Genomic DNA, 23,199 nt, shown 5'->3' on the forward strand with positions numbered 1-23,199 from the left:
ATGAGAATAAAGAAGAATAGTATTCTAATTACATTATTGTTTGTTCTTTCAATAGGGCTGATAGTAATGATTAGAAATAACTATCAAATTAATAGTAAGTTAAAGGAGTGCAATCTGAAACTGTTGGAGAAAAAGATTGCATTGGGTTCTGCTATTTGGGCAATAACTCAATGTCATAAATACACTAATGAGAGAATTAAAGATTTAGATCTGATAGTTGATAGGCAAAAGCGACCTTTTAGTCTTGAATTGAATGATGGATATAAGCTTTTCTATAAATTTTCTCTTTCGGATTGCAGTAGCTGTATTGAATCCGAATTGAAGAATATTAAGGGAAAAATGAAGTCTGTTAATATTCTTATTGAGACTCAAAGTTTGAGAGATTTTAAGGCTTTCATAGCCATTAATCATATTGATACAGCTAAAGTATTTCAAATAGAAAAACCAATATTGGAAGAGGCGGAATTGCCTTTCTATTTTGTTACGAATAGAGAATTATATATTAAGGATCTTTTTTTCCCGATGTCAGAATTACCAGATTTGGCAGTTGAATTTTATCAAATAGTACAAGATAAATACCTGAATTAATGTTTAATTTTAAATTTTAGTTATTATGAAAAAGAAGGTTGTTGTTTTATTTACAATTTGTTTTATGTTCGCATTTCTGCAACAGTATTTTAATCGGAACTCAGAGTTGGCGGATTTTATTAATTCTACATTGGCGAGTGTAGAGTCTCTTGCGCAGGATGAGATCGGACCTGATGATTGTTGGCTACAACCTGAAACAAAACGCTGCACACTTCAATTGGGAGGTGGCTGGTTTACAAGTAGTGTAGAAAGGGTTTGTGTGTTTTGTGCGGTTCCTTATTCCTGCACTCCTGTACAATGTGGAGAACGGTTCTAGTTTGTAATCCATTATGAAACATATCTATTGTATTATAATACTCCTTATTTTCTTTTATTCCTGCCAAAGCAAGAGTAAAAAAGAATATGGATTGTCTCAAATAGAGAATATCGTTACAGAGAATCTGCAAACTATAGTGGTGGAAGTAGAAGATTTTGATTTTGAGAAATTAGGAAATTTTCTTGAGACCACTTCTTATATTCAACTGGCTGCTGAACCGTTACTTACCTCCATACAGGAAGTGCAAATTAAAAACGAGAAAATTTACGTGCATGATAGACTTTCCAGAATTATCTGTTATGATATGCAAGGCAATGTTATTTATATAATAGATGCTAAAGGAGCCGGTCCTGGTGAATATACGAATGTTAATGCTTTTGTTGTCAATGAGCAAAATAGAGAATTAGTCATATTTGATAATTTCAGGCAATCTCTTTTTTATTATGATGCAGATAATGGAGCATATATTAAAATGCAAAAGCTTGGGAAACCTGATCCTACAGCAATGGCTTCATTGAGAGGAGTTTATTATTATGATAATAGATATCATAATAATTATGCGAATGATACGACTCTTTATTATTCCTTATTGATATCGAAAGATGGTACTCGTATGGGGCAACGTTATTTTCCGCATAATGAAGCAGAGTCTTCTTATCATTTTACTCCGGGGCAACCATTTAGTTATAATGATTCAGTATTGTATTATTGCAAAGCCTTTGATTCGGTGGTCTATGAATTAAGTCCGGAGGGCTTGAAAGCTCTGTATGAGATAGAATTGCCTAATCCTTTGCCCTTTTCTAAAATAGAGGATAAAGCGGATGAGTGGAACTTAATGAAATCGGAGTATTCTATAGGATTAGAGAAAATATGCAGGTGTAATGATCTTCTTTATTTTCAATTTTCTAAAGATGGCTTCTTACAGTTAGGGCTCTATGATTTAGCTCAGAAAAAACAAATCTATTGTGGTAAAAGGTTAACGGATAAAGTTGGTAAGTCAGTCCCTGTTTTTCGCTTAATTGATGGGGTATATAAGGGTAAATTTTGGGGGATTATCACTCCTGAAACTGTTGATTATGCCTTGTCGGAAGAACCGAATAAGGACTATCCTGATATAATTCGTAATTATAATCCCGATACAGATAACCCGATTATCGCGTTCTATAATGTGGCTAAATGATTGTGCTAGGCTATTAATGAGATTGCCTGAATATACTATATAGTTATTCGGGCAATCTTTTATTTAGGTTTTCACTTTATTTACTGCTATCTTTCGCCTTGAAAGCCAGCGCATACATTCGCATCTGCTTCACCATAGACAGCAAACCATTGCTACGAGTAGGTGAAAGATGTTCTTTCAATCCTATCTTATCAATAAAATAAAGATCGGCATTTAGAATTTCGTCCGGTGTGTGCCCGGAAAGGACTTTCATCAGCAACGAAATGATACCTTTCACAATCAAAGCGTCGCTTTCTGCTTTGAAGATCACTTTTCCATCTTCTTCATCAGCTTGTAACCATACACGGCTCTGACACCCTTCAATCAGATTCTGTTCCGTTTTATATTTTTCGTCGAGCGGTTCCTGCTCGTTTCCTAAGTCTATGAGGAGTTGATAGCGATCCATCCAGTCGTCAAAGTCGCTGAATTCGTCAATCACCTCGTCTTGAAGTTCGTTGATACTCATGCTTTGTGAATTATGAATTATAAATTATGAATTATTTCTCGTTGTAGATGACTTGCATTACTGTTTGTCCTACTGCTTGCAATGTAGCCTTATCAATGGCATCCATGTCATCTTTCACGGTGTGCCAATGCTCAAAGAAATCACCTTCAGGATAATAAGGAACAATATCAATGGTCGGGACTTTGGAATATTTGTTGATGAATGTATGGTCATCTGTTACGAAGCCACCTTCTTTCTGTGCAAAATAACGTCCGAAGCCTAAAGCATTGGCCGTTTTCCAGACTTTTTCATTCACGTTAGGAGCCACATTATGAGACAAACTTTCATAGCGGAACTCCGGGTTCTTGCCTCCTACCATATCCAGCAGTATACCGAAGCGTGCAGTATATCCTTGCACATGTGGATTGCGTGCCCAATATTGTGAACCGAGCGCCCAGTATTCCTCTTTATGCGGACCGTTGTAAGCACGGTGTGTCCCATAATCTTCAGCATCTACAAAAATGATATCGATACCCATTTCCGGTAACTGTTTCTGCAAATGGCGTGCTATTTCCAATAATACGCCTACACCGCTGGCACCATCATTAGCACCTAAGATCGGAGTATTATGATTTTTAGGATCCGGATCAGCGTCCGCCCATGGGCGGCTGTCCCAGTGAGAAAAGAGGGCGATACGCTTTTTCGTATCCGGTTTGTAGGAACCAATAATATTCCGGGCTTTTAGTAACGTACCGGTATAGGCAGGTAAGTCTACATATTGGTTAGTAACCTTTGCACCGAATTCGGTCAGTTTGTCTGCCAGATAATTGCCACAATCCACATGTGCCTTCGTATTGGGAACGCGTGGTCCGAAGTCAACCTGTGCTTTTACATACTGATAAGCACTGTCTGCATTGAACAGTGGGACCTTGACTGCGTTTTCGGCAGTTGCTTCCGTGTCGTCACTTGCCTTCTTGGTGTTGTTGCTGCATGCTATGAATGCAAGCAATACCAGGCATAAAGGGATGAGAGTATAATTCCGTTTCATTCTTTATCTAAATTAATACTTAGTTTCACTTCTTTTTTTCCGGTCTCCAACGTAACTTCTGCTCCGTTTATCATGGGTAGGTTCATACTGACATGCCCTACCGGGAAATTAAAGCAGACGGGGTAATCGTACTCTTTTACAAGATCGGCAATGGCACCATACAAATCCTTACCGAGCGACTTATTTTCTTCATATTCCGTAAACTGGCCTATGATGAGTCCGGAGAGTTTTTCTAATATACCGCCCAATTTCAGGTTGTAGATCATACGTTCTACCGCATGCGGACGTTCGCCTACATCTTCTATAAAAAGAATGGTTCCTTTGGCAGGAATATCGTAAGGTGTGCCGCGCAATCCATAAAATACGGACAAGTTACCACCTCGTAAAATACCGTTGGCAGTTCCTTTGTGATTTAGTTTATGTCCCGGACAAATATAGTTGAAGCCATTTTCCAAGGTTTCTACAGATTCTGCTGTTTCCGGATTAAAATGTCCAAACAGAATATCTTTGAGTGCCAGTGCACAGAAATCATCTTCGGGTTCCACCGTCAGATGGCGTGCCATCAGCGCATGGAGTGATGCGAAACCTTCTTTCTGCAGTACATTGTGCAATGCAGTGATATCACTAAAACCAATCAGCCATTTGGGATGTTTACGGAAACGGGTAAAATCAAGTTTCCCTAACAAGTGCACTGCCCCGTATCCACCACGGCTACAGAGAATGATTTTGGCTTTTTCATCATCCAGGGCATCCTGCAAGTCCTCCACCCGTTGCTTGATGCTACCCCCATACGTTCCGTGTGAACTACCGGCATGTTTAGCCATTACTACTTCCAGTCCCCAGGACTTCAAACGTTTTTGGGCTCCTTTCAAAAAAGACTTGTCTATCTTGCTGGAAGGAGAAAGGATGATGACGCGATCACCTTTTTGTACGTATGGTGGAAAAATAAGGCTGCTCATAATTCAATATTTTGCGTATGGGGACAAAAGTACATAAAATAACTCAAAACGAAATTTAGTTTACACTACAGATTACACAGATTAACACAGATTTATTCTAATAGTGGGAAAAAGTGATAATCTGTGTAAATCGATGTAGTCTGTGATAAAAACTATCAAAATGAAATTGAGATTATGAAATTTCCAAGGATGTTATGCTGTATTTCTCGACATTTTTTCAGATATTTGCTAAAAATCTAACGTTATGGAACCTATTCGAAGCTTTGATCAATTAACCTCACACTTGAAATCCTTAAACAAGAGGAAACGTATTGCCGTAGTTTGTGCCAATGATCCCAATACGGAATATGCCATTGCCCGTTCTCTGGAAGAAGGAATTGCGGAATTCCTGATGATCGGTGACTCTGCTATTCTTGAAAAATACCCTACATTGAAGCAATATCCCCAGTACGTCAAGACGGTGCATATAGAAGATCCCGATGAGGCGGCGCGTGAGGCTGTCCGCATTGTACGCGAGGGTGGGGCTGATATCCTGATGAAAGGGATTATCAATACCGATAACCTCTTGCGTGCTATTCTCGACAAAGAAAAGGGTTTGTTGCCTAAAGGTAAAATCCTCACCCACCTGGCTGTGATGCAGATTCCTACGTATGATAAGTTACTTTTCTTTTCGGATGCCGCCGTAATTCCACGGCCTACTTTGCAGCAGCGCATAGAGATGATCTGGTATGCCATACATACCTGCCGCCATTTCGGTATCGAACAACCTCGTATCTCTCTTATCCACTGCACGGAAAAGGTGAGTGCCAAGTTTCCTCATTCGTTAGATTACGTCAACATCGTGGAATTGGCAGAGGCCGGAGAATTCGGAGATGTGATAATCGACGGTCCGCTGGATGTGAAGACTTCCTGTGAGAAAACAAGTGGTGACATTAAAGGCATTGCATCTCCCATCAATGGAGAAGCGGACGTGCTGATATTCCCTAATATAGAGTCGGGAAACGCCTTTTATAAGGCTGTTTCCCTGTTTGCTCATGCCGATATGGCGGGCTTGTTGCAAGGCCCTGTTTGTCCGGTGGTACTGCCTTCACGCAGCGATTCCGGCCTGTCTAAGTATTATAGCATTGCTATGGCATGCCTCACTTGTGCCTGTGACTAAGGTGGCAGGATGATAAAGCGGTCAATCCCAATCGTAAATTGTAAATCGTCAAATTGTAAATTATGAAAATCCTCGCTATCAATCCCGGTTCTACTTCAACGAAGATTGCGGTATATGAAGACACAACTCCGCTTCTGGTGCGTAACATCCGCCATTCGGTAGGAGAACTTTCCCATTTTCCTCGTGTCATCGACCAGTTTGAGTTCCGCAAGAATCTGGTGATAGAAGCCCTGAAGGAGAATGGTATTCCTTTTGAATTTGATGCCATCGTAGGGCGTGGAGGATTGTTGAAACCCATTCCGGGTGGAGTATATGAAGTGAATGATGCCATGCTGGACGACATTGCCCATGCCATGCGCAGTCATGCCTGTAACTTGGGGTGTCTCATTGCTGCCGAACTGGCTGCATTGCTTCCCGGTTGCCGGGCTTTCATTGCTGATCCCGGTGTAGTGGATGAATTGGATGAGATAGCTCGCATCACAGGTTCGCCCCTGATGCCGCGCATCACCATCTGGCATGCGCTGAATCAGCGAGCCATTGCCCGCCGCTATGCTGCCGAACTTACAACCGCTTCTCCCGACCATCCGGTCCGCTACGAAGACCTGAATCTTATAATCTGCCATTTGGGTGGCGGCATATCCGTTGGCGCTCATAATCACGGTCGCTGCATCGACGTGAACAATGCGCTTGATGGTGAAGGCCCTTTCTCCCCCGAGCGGGCGGGGACGTTGCCTGCCGGCCCATTGATTGATCTTTGTTACTCCCATCGTTTCAGGAAGGATGAATTGAAGAAGCGTATTTCCGGTCATGCCGGTCTGGCGGCACATCTGGGCACTACGGATATACCTGCTATTATCAAGTCCATAGAAGGTGGAGATACGAAAGCGGAACTGGTGCTGAATGCTATGATTTATCAGGTTGCCAAAAGTGTGGGTGCCGCCGCTGTTGTGCTTTACGGTAAAGTAGATGCCATCTTGCTGACGGGCGGCATAGCCCATTCAGAGTATGTCATTTCCCGTTTGAAGGAACGGGTTTCTTTCCTTGCTCCGGTGCATGTCTATCCCGGGGAAGATGAACTGGAGGCACTTGCTGTGAATGTTTTGGGAGCATTGCGCGGGGAGTTGCCGATACAGGTTTATAAGTGATAATTAAAGATACGAACCCAACGATTGTTTTCATTCCATGAAGATTCTGCTTACCCCAAATGGTAACTCCATTTACACGCCGAGGTAAAGGCCGTTACATACCGAGGTAAAGAGCGTTACAATAGGTGGTAAAGGTCGTTACATCCTGCGGTAAATGCTTTTACATCTTGCGGTAAATGATCGGTAAATGTAATGCACTGATAGAAAAGGAGTAAAGCCCCCCAAATGACTTTACTCCTTCCAATCTTTTTCCCTCGTAACTAATACGGAGAAAACACCACTAATCAAAATTCTATACCTTGGTTTTCTTTTATTAGGATTAGAAATTGTTCTTTCCGGTATCCCACCAAAGACGGGTACCACCAGTATCCAGACCGCCTAACTTGCTAACCAATGCATCATATAACGGCTTGTTGTTCGTAATATAGTCTTGGTTGAAGAATACACGACGGATCATATCATCTGTACTAATGGCGTTACTACTGTTATTTACTACTACTTTGAAGAGTTTCGGATAGCCGGTGCGGCGTTGTTCTGCCCAAGCCTCGCAACCTTCGGGGTAGATAGCCAACCACTTTTGGGTGATGATTCTTTCCAGTTTTGTTTCATTATCGGCGGTATTATCCCATTTTGGAGTGATACTGGTAGTTGCTTTGGCATCAAAGTTCTTATCGAATGTATCTACGTAATCAGCAGGAGTGTTTTCACTTTCCAAATATTCACTTACGCCACTGGCATCCCATTGTGCAAAGGAAGTAGTGACACCTTGTTTGTAGCAACTCTCCACGTCTTCAGACGTGAAGCCTCTCAAGGCAGCTTCTGCGCGAAGGAACCATACCTCGGCAGCAGCCATTACTATAATCTTGCTACTGGTGGTGATGGTGGTTCGTGAGTGGGTGGAGTAACGGTTGTCTCCTACACCTGTTCCCTGGCGCACACCTTTAAACTTGCCTTCGATGCTGGTCAGTTGTTTCACACCCGCCACAGTTTGCGTGATGTTGCCATCATTGTCTCTACCATCTTGTGCGGCACTGAAGTAGGACTTCAAGCGCGGGTCGTCATATCCTTTCAGGAAAGACTCCAGGCTGGCGTTCATAAATACTTCTCCCCAACCGGAAACACCACCCAGCGGGTTGCGGATTCCATATTGGCCTACTGTCTCGTTAGATGTTTCCAATACACCGCCATTCTGTGCGTCTAATGCAGCCTGAGCTTGTTCTTTGGCTAAGTCGGGATCCACATTGGATACACGCATTGCCAGACGCAAACGGAGAGAGTTGGCAAACTTCAACCATTGTGCAGGCGTGCGTTTGCCTTCCGGCATCATGAAGTCGGCGCTTTCAAAAGATACGCCGCCTTTATAGTCCTTCAGAATATTGATGGCTGTTGCCAGGTCTTCGAAGAAACGCTTGTAAACTTCCTGCTGGGACTGGGGAGTTTGTGCGGCAGTGCCGAAACCGTCATAAAGAATAGGACCATAATAGTCGCTTACACGATGGAGGAGGGTTACTTTCAGCACTTTGGTAAGAGCATGATACAAGGGCCAGTCTTCGGCTGTGTTCAACTCTTCGGAATCAGCGATGGAAGGCATGACGTTGCCGTAGGAATAGGTCCACATGGCGCTTGTCCAACCATTGTTCAGATTGTAGGTAGAGTTGTTCTGGTTGAACGCACCATTCATGTCGTGGAAGAATCCGCCATACATATCGGCTACCAGGTTCTGTATCACTTGATATTGCCAGTCGGTTCCTTCTACACCCGTCTGGTAAATAATACCTTTTTGGATGGTAGAGAAAGGTACTAGGTTAGTCTGGTTGTCATATTTCTGCAAATCGTCTGTATAAGCTCCTTTTGTATCGTTGAATCCGGCAAAATTATCGGTGCAGGATGAAAGACTTAAAAGTCCACCCAAAAGTAGTACGGCTGTATATTTTATCTTATTCATATCGTTCAGGTGTTAGAAAGTGAGTTTAATATTGAATCCAATGTTTCTCGTTGAAGGCATACCATAGGTATCCAAACCTTGGTTATCATTACCTACGGACATTGTTGCGTCCGGGTCGAACGGGGCATCTTTGTAGATGAAGAACAGATTGCGGGCCACCAGTGAGAGGTCTACACCTTTGATGAATCCTGTCTTTTCGAGCATCTGCTGCGGGAAGGAGTAGCCCAATGACAGCTCACGCAAGCGGATGTTAGTTCCATCATATCTGTAGAATTCGGTAGTACCGTTACCGCGGTCGCCTACCATTTGATAGAAACCTTGTACGTTCTTGATTTCCTGACCTTCCAGCATGTAGCGCTTTGCTGCGCGTGCATCACCGGTTGCTTTGCTTACACCTGCATAATCCAGACCGGCTTGCGTCAGTGAGATAACGTCGCCACCCATGCGGGTATCAATCAGGAAGTAAAGTGAGAAACCTTTATAAGTCAGAGTATTGCTCCAGCCAAGGGTCCAGTCGGGATTGAAGTTACCAATCTTGGCAGCCTTGTCAGTGGTTACCTGCGGCAGGCCGGCTTTTTTGTTCTCATTACCATCTTTGTCCGTTGCCGGCTCCAAAAGAATTTTGCCGCTTTCATCGCGTACAAATACGTTGCCGTAGATGTCGCCCAATGAACCACCTTCTACAACCATCATCTTATAAGGCATACTTACGTTGCCGGAAGCATACTGGAAACTGGGTGTTCCGCCCAGAGATACAATTTCATTCTTATTGGTAGCGAAGTTGAATTGAGTTTTCCAACGGAAGTTATCGTTCATCAGCGGAGTGGCTCCTACAGTGACTTCAATACCGGTATTGCGAATCTTACCTGCATTAATCCAACGGAAACGGCGCTTTTCGGCAGTCGTGTTCACCCGGATCAATTGGTTCTTGGTATCGGTGCGATAGAACGTAAAGTCGAAATCCAAGCGACTGTTGAAGAATCTCCACTCGGTACCAAATTCGATAGAGGTACTGATTTCCGGTTTTAGGTCTTCGGCAAAGTAATAGTCGATAGGATTGACTACGCCACCGGCTGTAATAGTCTGTGCCGGGCTGGTGATGCCGATGGGAAGGTCGTTACCTACTTGTGCCCAAGATGCGCGGACTTTACCGAAGCTGATCCATGACGGGAGGTTGAGTGTCTGGTTCAAAATCCAGGATACACCTACTGAGGGGTAGAAGAAACCGGAACCTTCGCTCTTCGTGTTGGCCAGTGTAGACGACCAGTCGTTACGGGCGGTCAGGTCTAAGTAAAGGCTTTCTTTCCAGCCGATTTGTGCTGTTGCAAAGAGGGATTGGATGGTGCGTCTTTGATCGTTCAGTTCGTCGATGAAGGAAGTTCCGGCGCCGCCCAGATTCATGTTGGCGACTGTAAATACGTTTGCTTTGTACAAGCCGGATTTTCCGGAGTCGAGGCTTAGTGAGTTCACTTTCGTAGTGTTGATGCTGCTACCGATGGCTGCATTCAGTGACCAGTCGTTCCAGGTTTTGTTGAACATTGCCATCACGTCGCCGTACATCATGAATTCCTGACGGTTCAGCTTGATGTAACGTCCGTTTTCGTGGGCTACATCGGCTGCTGTACCGGCGTACATTTTCTGGTCGTAGTTATCGTTGATATAATCTACATTGCCACGTGCCTGGATGGTGAACCAGTCGTTTACCTTCAGGTTGGCGCTCAGTGAAGCCATTGTGCGGAAGCGTCTGTCGTTGCTGGTAACTCTGTTGTTTAACCAATAAGGGTTCTGAGTGAAACCACTAATGTCTGTATACCAGTTCTGTAAGGGCATAGCTCTGTTGGCATCATATCTTTCGAAACCGTTGTTGTCGCGGTAAACACTCATGTCTTCGCCACGCGGAAAGGAATATAAACCTACCAATGGGTTCATATAGTAACCACCGGAAGTAGGGCGGTTCTTGATTTTCTGGGTCATCAGGTTCACGTTGGCATCCAGTGTCAAGCGTTCGTTGAAGAGGGAAGCTGTTTCGCGGAAAGTGATGTTGTGCTTCTGAAGTTTGTTTACATCAACAATGCCGCTGGCGGTGGTGTTGGCATAAGAGAAGTAGGTTTGCATCTTTTCTTTTCCTGCTGTGACGGATAAGGAGTTTGTGGCTGTCACTCCGTTACTGAAATAGTCGCCCACATTGTCATAAGCTTTCATACTTGCGTTTTCTGCGCCCCAACTGGTTTCGCCACTGGCGCCGTATCTGTTTTGGAATTCGGGCAGGCTGATGGCATGGTCTACAGTGAGGTTGGAAGAGAAGGTGATGCGTTGCATGCCGGCTTTTCCTTTCTTAGTAGTGATAAGGATTACACCATTAGCAGCTTGCGAACCGTAAAGAGCGGCAGCGGAAGCACCTTTCAGGATGCTCATGCTTTCAATGTCGTCTGGATTGAGGTTGGAGATACCGTCACCGGAGTCGCGGTTACCGGTATCATTATTGCCACCCATGGCGGAAAAGGCTTGTTCTGATGTGTTATTCAGCATAGGCACACCATCAATGACATATAATGGCTGGTTATTACCGTCGGCGTTGGCAGAACGAATACCACGGATGGAAACCTTGGCAGAACCCCCTAAACCGGAGGAGTTGCGTGTAATAGATACACCGGCGGTTTTTCCGGCCAATGCATTAATCATATTCGGATCTTTGGCACGTGTCAGTTCGTCGCCGCCCACCTGTTGGGTTGAGTAAGTCAGTGAAGCAGCTTTTTTCTTGATACCCATAGCGGTTACTACAACCGTTTCCAGTGACAGGGCTTCTTCCTGCATCTGTACATTGAGAGTTTGCTGCCCGTTGAGAGCAATCGTTACAGGCTGGTATCCGATAAAGCTGATAACCAGCGTTGCATTGGTTGGAGTGTTTAGTGTAAACTCACCGTCTATATTGGTAATGCAACCGTTTGTAGTTCCTTTTTCCACGACATTGGCACCGATAATGGGCTCACCTTTCGTATCGGTAACAACACCTTTCACAGAGATATTCTCTTGTTGTACGGCAGTAATGATTTCACTTGCCTTTTCATTTTGTTTGGTCAGCACAATATTCTTGCCTTCCATTACATATCTGATGTCGGTACCATTAAAGATTTCGTCCAAAACTTCGGACACCGGTTGATTGTCTGCATCTATATTTACGGTGCGGCGCACGTCCACACTTTTCTTATTGTAGACAAACAAATATTCGGTCTGAGCCTCGATTTTATCGAGGATTTCGCCTACTCGTAACTCAGAACGGGGGATGCTGATTCTTGCACTCTGAGAGTAGGTAGCGTGGCTGTATGCCTGGAACGTTACAAACAAAAGAAGGAATAGTGTGATCTTCATAGTTCGTAATATTTGCTTAAATACTAAACTTTTTGGGCAAAAAAGCCCATTCAAAGAAATTTTTCTCATATCTTTGTAATGTGTTAAGTTAATAAATTGATTAAGGTCGATTTTTGACTGTTTCGGATCGGAAAGTATGGGGGTACTTTCCGATCTTTTTTGTGGGGGTAATTAGTAGACTGTTTCTTCTATTTCATAATGCTTTTCTATTTAAGGGGTTAGTACTAAATTTTAAGGTTTTATCTTTGATATCAAATTATTTCTCGTAAATAAAAATCGAGTCTTTTTCTTCATTGATGCTGAACTCAAAAGGATGATCTTTTGAAATGGTTCGAAGAATATGCTCTACGCCGTCCTGCTCGCGGAATTTTCCGGTGCAACTATCATAATTCAGCAGTTTGGGGTCGGAAACGGTTATTTTTACATTATAGTATTTTTCAAGTTTGGTAAGGATGCAGCTGAACGGTACATCATCAAAGCAATATAATCCTTCTTTCCACCGTAAGTATTCATAAGAAGGAAGTATAACCTTTTTGCATTTCCCGTCATAGTTTCCAAAGAATTCATCTTTTTGCAAACGGGTGATGACTTTGTTGTTATTGGCGGGATAAATGTCTACAATACCTTCTACGAGGGTAGTTTCGAATTCTTTACTGTCTTTATAGGCACAAACATTGAAGCAGGTACCTACTACCTTTACTTTATTCATTTCGGTGTGTACATAGAAGGGGATATCTTTATTCTTTGCTACTTCAAAGTAGGCTTCACCATCCAGTTCCACATTTCTTTCACGACGTCCGAAGTTGGAAGCATAAGTTAATGTAGATTGTGCATTCAACCATACGCGTGTACCGTCAGCAAGGGTGATTTGTGCACGCTGTCCGGCAGGGACAGTAATGGTTTGCGGTTGGGCGAGTTTATTATAGAGGTAATCGTTTGTCATGAAGTAGCCGCATACACCTATGATGATAACGGCAGCTATGCGCATTCCCCATTTGAGTATCGGAGCCAGACGGAATGTCTTTTTCTTGCTGCTCTGTCTGTCAGAGAATAGGGCCACATCAAATATCATACGCTCTTTCAGGAAAGCTTCTCGGTTTTCCTCCGAGGCTTCCACCCAATCAAGGATGCGCTTTTCTTCTTCAATGGTGGCAGTTCCTCTAAAATACTTATATAATAGTTCTTGATTCATGACGTACTTAAATGGTTAATTAAATAAGGGAGGTTTTTCCTGTCCTTCTATAATTAATACAGATAAGTTCGTCACTACCCTAACGGGAAATGAAACTTTTTTTGTTTAATGAAATAATAAAGCTATTTACTGCATCAATCTACTGCGTTGGGAATGATGGATACAATGTAGCATTCGTCCGAAGCTTCGGCTTTAAATAGATTGTAAGCAATGCCTATGGCTTCCTCCGGGGAGCTTGCTTCAATATTCTTGTTGACATTCAGGGTTTCAAAAATTTGTTCTCCCTCGATAAGCACGTAGTATATTATTACAATATATCTCATAACTACCATGTTTAATAGCCAGCAATATTACTGATGCTGCAAACATATGCCTTTTATTTATATTATCAAAGAAAAGCAGAAGAGTTTTATCAGAGAAGAATAGAAGTCAGATAATCTTTTAGTTCCACACGAAGAATACGTAAAGCTTTAGTGATATGAAACTCCACTGTTTTGAGGGAAACGTTCAGTTGTTCCGCTATTCTTTTATTCGGTAGGTTGCTATAACGGCTGAGCATGAATATTTCGCGGCTTTGAGGTGGCATCTTTTCCAGAGCTTTATTTACGATGTGCTGTATTTCTGTGCTGAATATTTTGTCGGGTTCGCAATCCTTTAAAGTAGCAATGCGCAAGTCCAGTTCGCGCTGACGGTGCGAATGCAGATCTTCCTCAATACGTAGACGTGTTTGTTCACGTTCCAGGTAGTTGAGAGCTTTATTCTTGATAATGGTAAGGAGCAGGGAATGCAAACCTTTATCTTCTTCCCAACGGTCGCGACATTCCCACAGAGAGATCATGGATTCCATTAAAATATCCTCTGCTTCTGCCCAACTTCTGGTATAGGAGTAGGCAAAGGCAAGGAATTTTTCCTGGTTCTCCCGAAAGAAACGAGAAAATAAATCCATAGTATGTAGGCTTCCAGCTAAAGGCATTTTTATATATTCTCTTTCTTATTTAAGGTTAATATTGTAAAGTAACATAATCTTTTCGGAATACGCAAAAGTATGAAAAGATTTTTCTGGTTTCCCTCTTTCTTTTTTGCAAAAAGAAAGCCCGGCGGATTTCCGTCGGGCTTTGTATACTAAAGAATAAGGAATTTCTTATTTCTTTTCAGGTCTTTCCTGTCTTTCTGGTCTCGGAAGCAATACTTTACGGGAAAGCTTGAACTTACCGGTCTTCGGGTCGATATCGAGTAATTTCACTTCGATTTCGTCACCTTCTTTGATACCGGCTTCTTCTACTGTTTCCAGACGTTTCCAGTCGATTTCAGATATGTGGAGTAAACCGTCTTTACCCGGGAGGAATTCTACGAAAGCACCATAAGGCATTACGGAACGTACCTTGCCTTTGTATACTTCGCCAACTTCCGGTACAGCAACAATGCCCTTAATCAGACGCATAGCGTCATCAATGCTCTTCTTGTTGGTTCCGGAGATTTCGATTCTTCCGATATTGTCTACCTCTTCGATAGTGATTGTAGCACCTGTTTCTTCCTGCATACCTTGGATAATCTTTCCACCAGGGCCGATTATCGCACCAATGAATTCTTTAGGAATAGTCATCGTTTCAATACGTGGAGCATGAGGTTTCAGTTCTTCACGTGGTTCCTGAATGGTTTCCAGAATCTTACCGAGGATGTGCATACGTCCTTCTTTGGCTTGGTTCAAGGCACGTTCCAGAATATCGAATGACAGACCGTCTACCTTAATATCCATTTGAGTGGCGGTGATACCATTCTTGGTTCCTGTTACTTTGAAGTCCATGTCGCCCAGGTGGTCTTCATCACCAAGGATATCGGACAATACGGCATATTTGTCTTCACCCGGATTTTTAATCAATCCCATAGCGATACCTGATACCGGTTGTTTGATCTTCACACCTGCATCCATCAATGCCAGTGTTCCGGCACATACGGTAGCCATGGAAGAAGAACCGTTAGATTCAAGAATATCGGATACTACGCGTACTACATACGGATAGTCTGCTGGAATTTGACCTTTCAGTGCACGCCATGCCAAGTGTCCGTGACCAATTTCACGACGGCCTACGCCACGTTGTGCTTTTGCTTCTCCGGTAGAGAATGGAGGGAAGTTATAGTGAAGCAAGAAACGTTCTTTGCCATGTTCCAGTACATCGTCGATGATCTTCTCATCCAGTTTGGTACCCAAGGTGACAGTAGCCAGAGATTGAGTTTCACCACGAGTGAAGATTGCAGAACCGTGAGGTCCGGGCAAGTAGCTGATTTCGCTCCAGATAGGGCGGATTTCGTCAGTCTTACGTCCGTCAAGGCGCTTGCCTTCGTCCAAGATGCTACGGCGCATAGCCTCTTTCTCTACATCATGGTAGTAACGGTCGATCAGTGCTGCTTTTTCGCTCAATTCTTCTTCGCTGAACTGTGCTTTGAATTCTTCGCGGATAGCATCGAAAGCGTCCATGCGTTCGTGCTTATTTTTGTTGCCGGAAGCTGCGATGGCATAAGCCTTTGCGTAGCAAGCATCATGAACGGCTTTACGCAGTTCTTCATCATTTACTTCGTGGCAATATTCGCGTTTTACGGTAGAACCCACTGCTTCTGCCAATTCTTTCTGAGCTTGACATTGTACTTTGATTGCTTCGTGAGCTGCTTTCATGGCGTTCAACAAGTCAAGTTCGGAAACTTCACTCATTTCACCTTCTACCATCATGATGTTTTCATAAGTGGCACCTACCATAAGGTCCATGTCTGCTTTTTCCAACTGATCGAAAGTCGGGTTGATAACGAATTCTCCGTTGATGCGTGCTACACGTACTTCGGAAATCGGTCCGTTGAAAGGAATATCTGAAACAGCGAGGGCAGCAGAAGCTGCAAGTCCTGCCAAGGCATCAGGCATATCAACGCCGTCGGCAGAATAGAGGATGATGTTTACATATACCTCTGCGTGATAATTATCGGGGAATAAGGGGCGGAGAGCACGGTCTACAAGGCGGCAAGTCAGGATTTCATAATCCGAAGCGCGTCCTTCACGCTTGGTGAAACCGCCGGGAAAACGTCCGAATGCGGAGAATTTTTCTTTGTACTCTACCTGTAACGGCATGAAATCTGTTCCGGGAACTGCGTCCTTAGCGGCACAAACAGTAGCAAGAAGCATGGTGTTACCCATACGAAGCATTACAGAACCGTCTGCCTGTTTTGCCAGCTTTCCCGTTTCGAGTGTGATGGTTCTGCCATCAGGAAGCTCGATCGTCTTAACAATTGGGTTAATCATAAAAAATGTTTTATCTATATTTTCTTTCAAAATTCGTGCAAAGATACATATTAATTCATGTAATCAGGTGGGAATGAGATAAAAAAGTTTATAATTGACTATTTTTTTGAGTTTCCGTGTGGAAGATGCAATGAAAATGCTTTGACTAAACTTGAAAAGAGCTATATTTGCACGTTCGTTCTAATAGAAATTAAGAAGCTAAATATGAAAAAGATCTGTATTGTTGCGCTTGCCGCTTTGGCTTTGAGCGCATGTAATTCTAAACCGAAATTCAAAGTTGAAGGCGAAGTTTCAGGTGCCGACGGTAAAATGCTGTATCTGGAAGCTGCTGCTTTGGAGGGTATCGTACCCTTGGATTCTGTTAAATTGAAGGGTGACGGTTCTTTCAGTTTCAAACAAACACGTCCGGAGTCTCCGGAATTTTACCGCCTTCGTGTGGACGACAAGGTTATCAATTTCTCAGTAGATTCTACGGAAACTATCGGATTGAAAGCTCCGTATGCTGATTTTGCTACTGCTTATACAGTGGAGGGATCGGCAAATAGTACCAAGATAAAAGAACTGACATTGAAACAAGTGCAGTTGCAAAATGAGGTGAATGAGTTGGTGAAGAAGATGCAAGCTCATCAGATAGGTGCTGATGTGTTTGAAGAGAAACTGGCTACCTTGATGAAGGACTATAAAGATGAAGTGAAAACAAAATATATCTTTTCTGCTCCCAACACGGCGGCTGCTTATTTCGCTTTATTCCAGAAGCTGAATAATTATCTTATTTTCGATCCTTTGAACAATAAAGAAGATATCAAGTGCTTTGCTGCTGTAGCAACCAGCCTGAATAACTATTACCCGCATGCCGTACGCTCTAAAAACCTTTATAATATTGTGATTAAGGGAATGAAAAATACCCGTACACCGCAACAGAAAGTTCTGGAGTTGCCGGAAGAGGCGATTTCTGAAACAGGTATCATTGATATCGCTCTCCGTGATATGAAAGGTAACACTCATAAACTGAGTGAACTGAAAGGCAAAGTCGTATTGCTTGACTTTACTATTTACCAGAGTGCAGCTTCTGCTCCCCATAATTTCTTGTTGAATGACCTTTATACTAAATATAAGGACCAGGGACTGGTGATTTATCAGGTTTCACTGGATGCAGACGAACATTTTTGGAAAACAACCGCTGACAATCTGCCCTGGATTTGTGTGAGAGATGCCAATGGAATTTACTCAAATGTGGCCGGCATGTATAACGTTAAGGAAGTTCCTTCGTTGTTCCTGATTAACCGGAATAGTGAGCTGAGTGCCCGTGGAGAGACTATAAAAGACCTGGATGCTGCTGTGAAAGCACTGCTGTAACTTGTTATAAATTAGAAGTTTTTATTTAAATATGTTACATAGCAGCAATTTTTGCTTGACACGCATTGTTTAAAAGGCTATCTTTGCAAAAGAAAAATCGAAAGAGGGTTCCAGCATGCTGACCATGTTGGAATTCTTTTTTGTTATATAATACCATTTAGAAACTAAAAAGGAGGAAAAAAGTATGGCTTATATGTCAGAAGATGGCTACAAGAAATTGATGGCCGAACTGAAAGAATTGGAGACGGTAGAACGTCCTAAGATTTCGGCTGCAATAGCCGAAGCACGTGATAAAGGTGACCTGTCGGAGAATGCAGAGTATGATGCTGCCAAAGAGGCTCAGGGCATGCTTGAGATGAAAATCAATAAATTGAAGACGATTATAGCAGATGCCAAGATTATTGATGAGTCTAAGCTGAAAACAGACTCCGTGCAGATATTGAACAAGGTAGAACTGAAGAACGTGAAGAACGGCATGAAGATGACCTACACTATCGTTTCGGAAAGCGAAGCCAACCTGAAAGAAGGTAAGATTTCTGTTAACACGCCCATTGCACAAGGCTTACTTGGTAAGAAGGTAGGTGAGGTAGCCGAGATCAAAGTACCGCAGGGTATGGTTAACCTTGAAGTAATGAACATATCATTTTAATGTAAAGGCAGGTCCGCATGCGGGCTTGCCTTAATTTATATATCATAAAAGTTATGGCAACAATATTCAGTAGAATTATCGCAGGTGAAATACCGAGCTATAAGGTGGCAGAGGATGATAAATTCTTTGCGTTTCTGGACATCAATCCGTTGGTGAAAGGTCATACGTTGGTCGTTCCCAAACAGGAAGTGGATTATATCTTCGATTTGAGTGACGAAGACTTGGCAGCAATGCATGTTTTCGCCAAGAAAGTGGCACGTGCCATCGAGAAAGCTTTTCCTTGTAAGAAAGTGGGTGAAGCAGTGATTGGCTTAGAAGTACCTCATGCGCATATACATCTCATTCCTATCCAGAAAGAATCGGATATGCTGTTCTCTAATCCGAAGCTGAAGCTTTCTGATGAAGAATTTAAAGCAATTGCCGAAGCGATTCGTACAGCACTCTAAAAATAAAACTCCTTCCTTTTGATAATAAGAACGGGGACTGAAGTAAATTCAGTCCCCGTTTCCTTTATTCTGATTTGAAAGTCTGTGCTTTCAATTCTCCATTTTCCGGTTAAATATAATCTTCACCTAATTTTATTTGTGCATCGTTTACATATTTACGGATGGAATGTTCTTCGTCTTTTTTGCAGATGAGCAGCACATTGTCTGACTCGGCAATAAGATAACCTTCCAGTCCATCGATGACAGCGAGCTTATTTTCTGGGAGTACTACAACATTTCCTTTGCTGTTGTATAATAATGACTGGCATTTCAGCGTCACATTTCCTTCCTCATCTTTTGGGGACAGATCGTAAAGAGAGCCCCATGTTCCTAAGTCGGACCAACCGAAATCTCCTAATGAAACATATACATTGTCGGCCTTTTCCATGATGCCAAAATCAACGGAGACATTGGGGCATGCAGGGAAGTTCTCATCAATAAAGGCCTTTTCGGCTGGAGTGCCATATACGTCTTTACCCGGAACCAATTTAGAAGCCAGTTCGGGAAGTAATGCTTCTACAGCTTTAATGACAGAGTTTACATTCCACATAAAGAGTCCGGAATTCCAATAAAATTCTCCACTTTCTACGAATACTTTAGCTAATTCTAACTCCGGTTTTTCGGTGAAGGTTTTCACTTTGTAGAAATTATCTCCGCTTTGTTCGGCTATCTGTATATAGCCATAGCCTGTTTCAGGACGATTTGGTTTGATGCCGAGGGTAAGTAGTTTTTCAGATTGTGATACGAAAGATAAGCCCCTTTCGATAGCAGCAAGGAATTCACCCTCTTTCAGAATCAAATGGTCGGATGGGGCTACCACAATATTTGCATTCGGGTTCAATGCGCGGATGTGATAGGCTGCCCATGCAATGCACGGAGCTGTATTTCTACGTGTAGGTTCCAGTAATATCTGTTCAGGATTCAATTCGGGCAGTTGCTCCTTTACGAGGTCGGCATACAGGTCGTTTGTAACAATAAGTATGTTCTCCGTAGGAATAACTTTGTTGAAGCGGTCGAAGGTTTGTTGAAGCAGTGATCTGCCTGTACCAAAGAAGTCTAGAAACTGTTTTGGGAGCGTTTTTCGACTGAATGGCCAGAATCGGCTACCGATACCTCCACCCATGATAACGCAGAAGTTATCCTTATTTGTTGTCATATCGTTTGTTTTAAAAGTTTCTGCTAAAGTACACTATATTTTGGAAACACGGAATGTTTGCAGAATGTTTTATGACTTTTTTCTCCTTTTTTTAGGAAAAGTATTGCAGGTTTAGAAAAAAGCTGTATCTTTGCACCGCAATTGAGAAATCAAGCATGCCCAGATGGCGGAATCGGTAGACGCGCTGGTCTCAAACACCAGTGGATTCACTTCCATCCCGGTTCGACCCCGGGTCTGGGTACGAATAAATCCTGATAATCGCTTGATTATCAGGATTTTCTCTTTCTGTAAGGCGTACTAAATGTGTACTGATTGACGAAAACAAGAATAGAGTGTACTTTTATAGTTCTCGCCCCTGCATCTTTATAATTTCTTAACTCTTATACTTTCCTTTCTCCCTTATTATTGCCAATGTTTTCTCGGAAAATAAGATTTCCAGCTTATATTTGTAGTGGAAACGATTTTATAAAGATACGGTTATGGAAAATTATATAGAAACCAATTTCAGAGAGATACAGAAGATTTTAGATAGTTGCATAGCACATGACTATAAAACCAAAGTAGATGAACTATTTTTAAAGCGTGAGTATTTGACGCAAGCCCAACTAAAGGACTATTTGCGCCAAGAAATTTTCCGTGTGACTGAGAATATTGTAACCATTCAACAAAAATACCGTGTATTGCAATACATTGTGTTGGATATAAATATTCCCGATTTCCTGTGGGAAAGCAGTTTCTTTGAGGTCTTAAATCCTGATGAAAAAAGAAAGTATGTAGGTTTCCGGTGTTCTAATTTCGATATGGATGCATATTTACGTGAACCATCCTGTTATGAAGAACAACTTCCCTACTTTTCTATCATTATTAATTTTGTCGTATTTTCTAAGTATTTGACCCATCTTCAAGAACAAGAAAGCAAATACTATACAGATACGGTTGCCATCCAAGAACAGACCTTGCCAAAAGAGAAAAAAGAAAGTACGGAAAATAAGCCAGTCAAGATTGTAGGCAAAATCAGCCCTTTCAAATCCGTACTTACCCCGAAGGAAATCAACTTGCTTGCCGACTGTATTAATGAAGCTCATGTTTTTACTACCACCATAAATGCTAAAATACTTACCGATTTTTTCAATTGTAAACTTGACGGAGTCCTGAAAGTCAATAATACACGTTTGTTTGCCTATCTCATGATGCAGCTTGGTTGCTATAATTACATTGTTTATGAATGGCAGTCCGTCATAGCAAACAATAAGCTGATATTGGGAAAGATAAAAGGCGAACCACTTACACGTACTGATTTGTCAAGCGCGACAGACCAAGCAAAATCTATCTATCCGAAAGGATATGAAATCATAGACAAATACATCAAACAACTGAAAAAAGGTTGAGCATAGATTGAACGCTCAAACAAAGGTCAATTAGACTTCATGTTCAAGCTCTTAACTTTGCCCCCGTTAACAAAAAAACGAGGGTGCGCACCTTCATATTGTTTCACCTAAATTCCTAAACAATATGGAAAGAGATTTAGAGTTAAGAGTTTCCGAACTCGAAAAGATGTTGTTCCTTTCAAAGAATGTGCTTAGCTTCGATGAAGCGAGCAAATTCTTGAATCTTTCAAAAAGTTACCTGTACAAGCTGACTTCGGGTAACTTGATACCTCATTACAAACCGCAGGGCAAAATGCTTTATTTTGAGAAAGCGGAGTTGGAAGCGTGGTTGCGTCAGAACCCGGTGAAGACGCAGGCGCAGATAGAGCAGGAAGCGCAGAAGTATATCCTTAACCGTCCTCTAAAGAAATAATGGCTATGGAAAACAAGAAGAAAGAGGAAACCGGACAAGGTATAGCCATGACGAAAGAGGATTTTGCGACCCTTTGGAAAACCATTCATTTAAAAGTGACGGACACTTATGAAGTACCGCCCGAAATTCTTTGGGTGAACGGTTCTACCATTGGCACGTTGGGTAATTTCAGCGCATCCACAGGCAAAGCCAAGAGCAAAAAGACATTCAACATTTCCGCTATCGTTGCGGCGGCGTTGAAGAATGACGAGGTACTGAAGTATTCTGCATGCCTGCCACCGAACAAGCGGAAAATTCTCTATGTTGATACCGAACAGAGCAAGTACCATTGCCATAAGGTCATGGAGCGTATTTTGCGCCTTGCCGGACTGCCGACAGATAAGGATAGGGAGGATTTTGTTTTCATCGTGCTAAGGGAGCAGACCCCCGACAAACGGAAGCAGATTATCGGCTATATGCTTGAAAATATGCCCGATGTGGGGTTGCTCATCATTGACGGAATCCGTGACTTGATGTATGACATCAACAGTCCGAGCGAATCGACTGACCTAATCAATCTCTTGATGCGCTGGTCAAGCGGCTATAACCTGCATATCCACACCGTACTGCATTTGAACAAGGGGGATGACAACACAAGGGGGCATATCGGCACGGAACTGAACAACAAGGCTGAAACCGTCCTGCAAATCACGAAAAGCCAGCAGGACGGTAACATAAGCGAGGTAAAGGCGATGCACATACGTGACCGGGAGTTTGACCCGTTCGCATTCCGTATCAATGACAACGCATTACCCGAAGTCGTGGACGGTTATGTATTCAAGCAGCCCAGCCAAGACAGGGGCTTTCCACTGGCGGAACTGACGGAGCAACAGCACAGGACGGCTTTGGAAAACGGTTTTGGCAAACAGGTTATATATGGTTACGAGAATGTCCTAAAGACCTTGAAACAAGGCTATGCGAGTATCGGCTACGAGCGTGGGCGCAATATCCATGTGGAACTGAACAAGTTCCTTGTGAACAAGCGCATGATTGTGAAAGAGGGTAAGGGCTACCGCTACAATCCCGATTTCCATTATTAAAAG

At 42.7% G+C, this 23,199-nt stretch carries 21 protein-coding genes and 1 tRNA gene; 12 read left to right on the forward strand and 10 right to left on the reverse strand.

From position 1 onward, the window contains the following. From BACINT_RS07745 to BACINT_RS07755, 3 genes are all read left to right on the forward strand, one after another. Nucleotides 1-588 (forward strand): hypothetical protein, encoded by a 588-nt coding sequence (locus BACINT_RS07745; RefSeq protein ID WP_007662014.1) that lies wholly within the window; start codon nt 1-3, stop codon nt 586-588. A gap of 64 nt (nt 589-652) precedes the next feature. Beyond that, entirely contained in the window at nt 653-904 is a 252-nt protein-coding gene (locus BACINT_RS07750) for a hypothetical protein (protein ID WP_044154832.1), read from the forward strand. A 13-nt stretch (nt 905-917) separates the two neighbouring features. After that, on the forward strand, nt 918-2,084 hold the full coding sequence (locus BACINT_RS07755) for a 6-bladed beta-propeller (RefSeq protein WP_007662016.1): 1,167 nt from the start codon (nt 918-920) through the stop codon (nt 2,082-2,084). A 76-nt stretch (nt 2,085-2,160) separates the two neighbouring features. Here BACINT_RS07755 and BACINT_RS07760 read toward each other — a convergent pair whose 3' ends face one another. The 3 genes from BACINT_RS07760 to BACINT_RS07770 are packed head-to-tail and all read right to left on the reverse strand — an operon-like array spanning nt 2,161 to nt 4,575. Further along, nucleotides 2,161-2,589, reverse strand: coding sequence for a SufE family protein (locus BACINT_RS07760; RefSeq protein WP_007662017.1), 429 nt, complete (start codon nt 2,587-2,589; stop codon nt 2,161-2,163). A 31-nt stretch (nt 2,590-2,620) separates the two neighbouring features. Then, complete coding sequence (locus tag BACINT_RS07765) at nt 2,621-3,616, reverse strand: M28 family peptidase (protein WP_007662018.1); 996 nt, start codon at nt 3,614-3,616, stop codon at nt 2,621-2,623. After that, entirely contained in the window at nt 3,613-4,575 is a 963-nt protein-coding gene (locus tag BACINT_RS07770; RefSeq protein ID WP_007662019.1) for a S66 peptidase family protein, read from the reverse strand. Before BACINT_RS07770 ends, BACINT_RS07765 begins: the two co-directional genes overlap by 4 nt. A gap of 244 nt (nt 4,576-4,819) precedes the next feature. Between BACINT_RS07770 and BACINT_RS07775 the strand changes: the two genes are divergently transcribed. Beyond that, nucleotides 4,820-5,734 (forward strand): phosphate acyltransferase, encoded by a 915-nt coding sequence (locus BACINT_RS07775; protein WP_007662020.1) that lies wholly within the window; start codon nt 4,820-4,822, stop codon nt 5,732-5,734. Nucleotides 5,735-5,796: 62 nt separating this feature from the next. Then, nucleotides 5,797-6,879 (forward strand): butyrate kinase, encoded by a 1,083-nt coding sequence (gene buk / locus BACINT_RS07780; protein ID WP_007662021.1) that lies wholly within the window; start codon nt 5,797-5,799, stop codon nt 6,877-6,879. 319 nt (nt 6,880-7,198) lie between these two features. On the opposite strand, the gene BACINT_RS07785 is transcribed toward buk, so the two are convergent. The 6 genes from BACINT_RS07785 to pnp form a co-directional block, all read right to left on the reverse strand. Continuing rightward, the gene (locus tag BACINT_RS07785; protein ID WP_007662022.1) at nt 7,199-8,824 is read right to left on the reverse strand and encodes a SusD/RagB family nutrient-binding outer membrane lipoprotein; all 1,626 of its coding nucleotides are present in this window, start codon (nt 8,822-8,824) and stop codon (nt 7,199-7,201) included. 12 nt (nt 8,825-8,836) lie between these two features. Further along, on the reverse strand, nt 8,837-12,262 hold the full coding sequence (locus BACINT_RS07790) for a TonB-dependent receptor (protein WP_007662024.1): 3,426 nt from the start codon (nt 12,260-12,262) through the stop codon (nt 8,837-8,839). Between the two features lie 187 nt (nt 12,263-12,449). Further along, on the reverse strand, nt 12,450-13,385 hold the full coding sequence (locus BACINT_RS07795; RefSeq protein WP_007662026.1) for a FecR family protein: 936 nt from the start codon (nt 13,383-13,385) through the stop codon (nt 12,450-12,452). Between the two features lie 134 nt (nt 13,386-13,519). Next, entirely contained in the window at nt 13,520-13,708 is a 189-nt protein-coding gene (locus tag BACINT_RS07800) for a hypothetical protein (RefSeq protein ID WP_021967541.1), read from the reverse strand. Nucleotides 13,709-13,797: 89 nt separating this feature from the next. Then, nucleotides 13,798-14,358: an RNA polymerase sigma-70 factor gene (locus BACINT_RS07805; RefSeq protein WP_007662030.1), complete on the reverse strand. Its 561-nt coding sequence runs from the start codon at nt 14,356-14,358 to the stop codon at nt 13,798-13,800. 168 nt (nt 14,359-14,526) lie between these two features. After that, nucleotides 14,527-16,671, reverse strand: a complete 2,145-nt coding sequence (pnp, locus tag BACINT_RS07810; RefSeq protein WP_007662032.1) for a polyribonucleotide nucleotidyltransferase — start codon at nt 16,669-16,671, stop codon at nt 14,527-14,529. Between the two features lie 204 nt (nt 16,672-16,875). On the opposite strand from pnp, the gene BACINT_RS07815 reads away from it, so the two are divergent. The 3 genes from BACINT_RS07815 to BACINT_RS07825 all read left to right on the forward strand — a co-directional run bounded on the left by BACINT_RS07815 (nt 16,876) and on the right by BACINT_RS07825 (nt 19,122). Beyond that, on the forward strand, nt 16,876-18,027 hold the full coding sequence (locus BACINT_RS07815; RefSeq protein ID WP_021967544.1) for a TlpA disulfide reductase family protein: 1,152 nt from the start codon (nt 16,876-16,878) through the stop codon (nt 18,025-18,027). Between the two features lie 184 nt (nt 18,028-18,211). Continuing rightward, the gene (greA, locus tag BACINT_RS07820; RefSeq protein WP_007662037.1) at nt 18,212-18,676 is read left to right on the forward strand and encodes a transcription elongation factor GreA; all 465 of its coding nucleotides are present in this window, start codon (nt 18,212-18,214) and stop codon (nt 18,674-18,676) included. Nucleotides 18,677-18,729: 53 nt separating this feature from the next. Then, complete coding sequence (locus BACINT_RS07825) at nt 18,730-19,122, forward strand: HIT family protein (RefSeq protein ID WP_044154835.1); 393 nt, start codon at nt 18,730-18,732, stop codon at nt 19,120-19,122. Between the two features lie 109 nt (nt 19,123-19,231). On the opposite strand, the gene BACINT_RS07830 is transcribed toward BACINT_RS07825, so the two are convergent. After that, nucleotides 19,232-20,317, reverse strand: a complete 1,086-nt coding sequence (locus BACINT_RS07830) for a mannose-1-phosphate guanylyltransferase (RefSeq protein WP_007662040.1) — start codon at nt 20,315-20,317, stop codon at nt 19,232-19,234. A gap of 157 nt (nt 20,318-20,474) precedes the next feature. On the opposite strand from BACINT_RS07830, the gene BACINT_RS07835 reads away from it, so the two are divergent. The 4 genes from BACINT_RS07835 to BACINT_RS07850 all read left to right on the forward strand — a co-directional run bounded on the left by BACINT_RS07835 (nt 20,475) and on the right by BACINT_RS07850 (nt 23,196). Continuing rightward, nucleotides 20,475-20,558 (forward strand) — tRNA-Leu (locus BACINT_RS07835). 238 nt (nt 20,559-20,796) lie between these two features. Next, complete coding sequence (locus tag BACINT_RS07840; RefSeq protein WP_007662042.1) at nt 20,797-21,705, forward strand: hypothetical protein; 909 nt, start codon at nt 20,797-20,799, stop codon at nt 21,703-21,705. A 124-nt stretch (nt 21,706-21,829) separates the two neighbouring features. Next, the gene (locus BACINT_RS07845; RefSeq protein ID WP_004310673.1) at nt 21,830-22,117 is read left to right on the forward strand and encodes a helix-turn-helix domain-containing protein; all 288 of its coding nucleotides are present in this window, start codon (nt 21,830-21,832) and stop codon (nt 22,115-22,117) included. 5 nt (nt 22,118-22,122) lie between these two features. Next, nucleotides 22,123-23,196, forward strand: coding sequence for an AAA family ATPase (locus BACINT_RS07850; RefSeq protein WP_044154949.1), 1,074 nt, complete (start codon nt 22,123-22,125; stop codon nt 23,194-23,196). Nucleotides 23,197-23,199 lie beyond the last annotated feature (3 nt).

This window comes from Bacteroides intestinalis DSM 17393, assembly GCF_000172175.1.
Taxonomy (GTDB): Bacteria; Bacteroidota; Bacteroidia; order Bacteroidales; family Bacteroidaceae; genus Bacteroides; species Bacteroides intestinalis.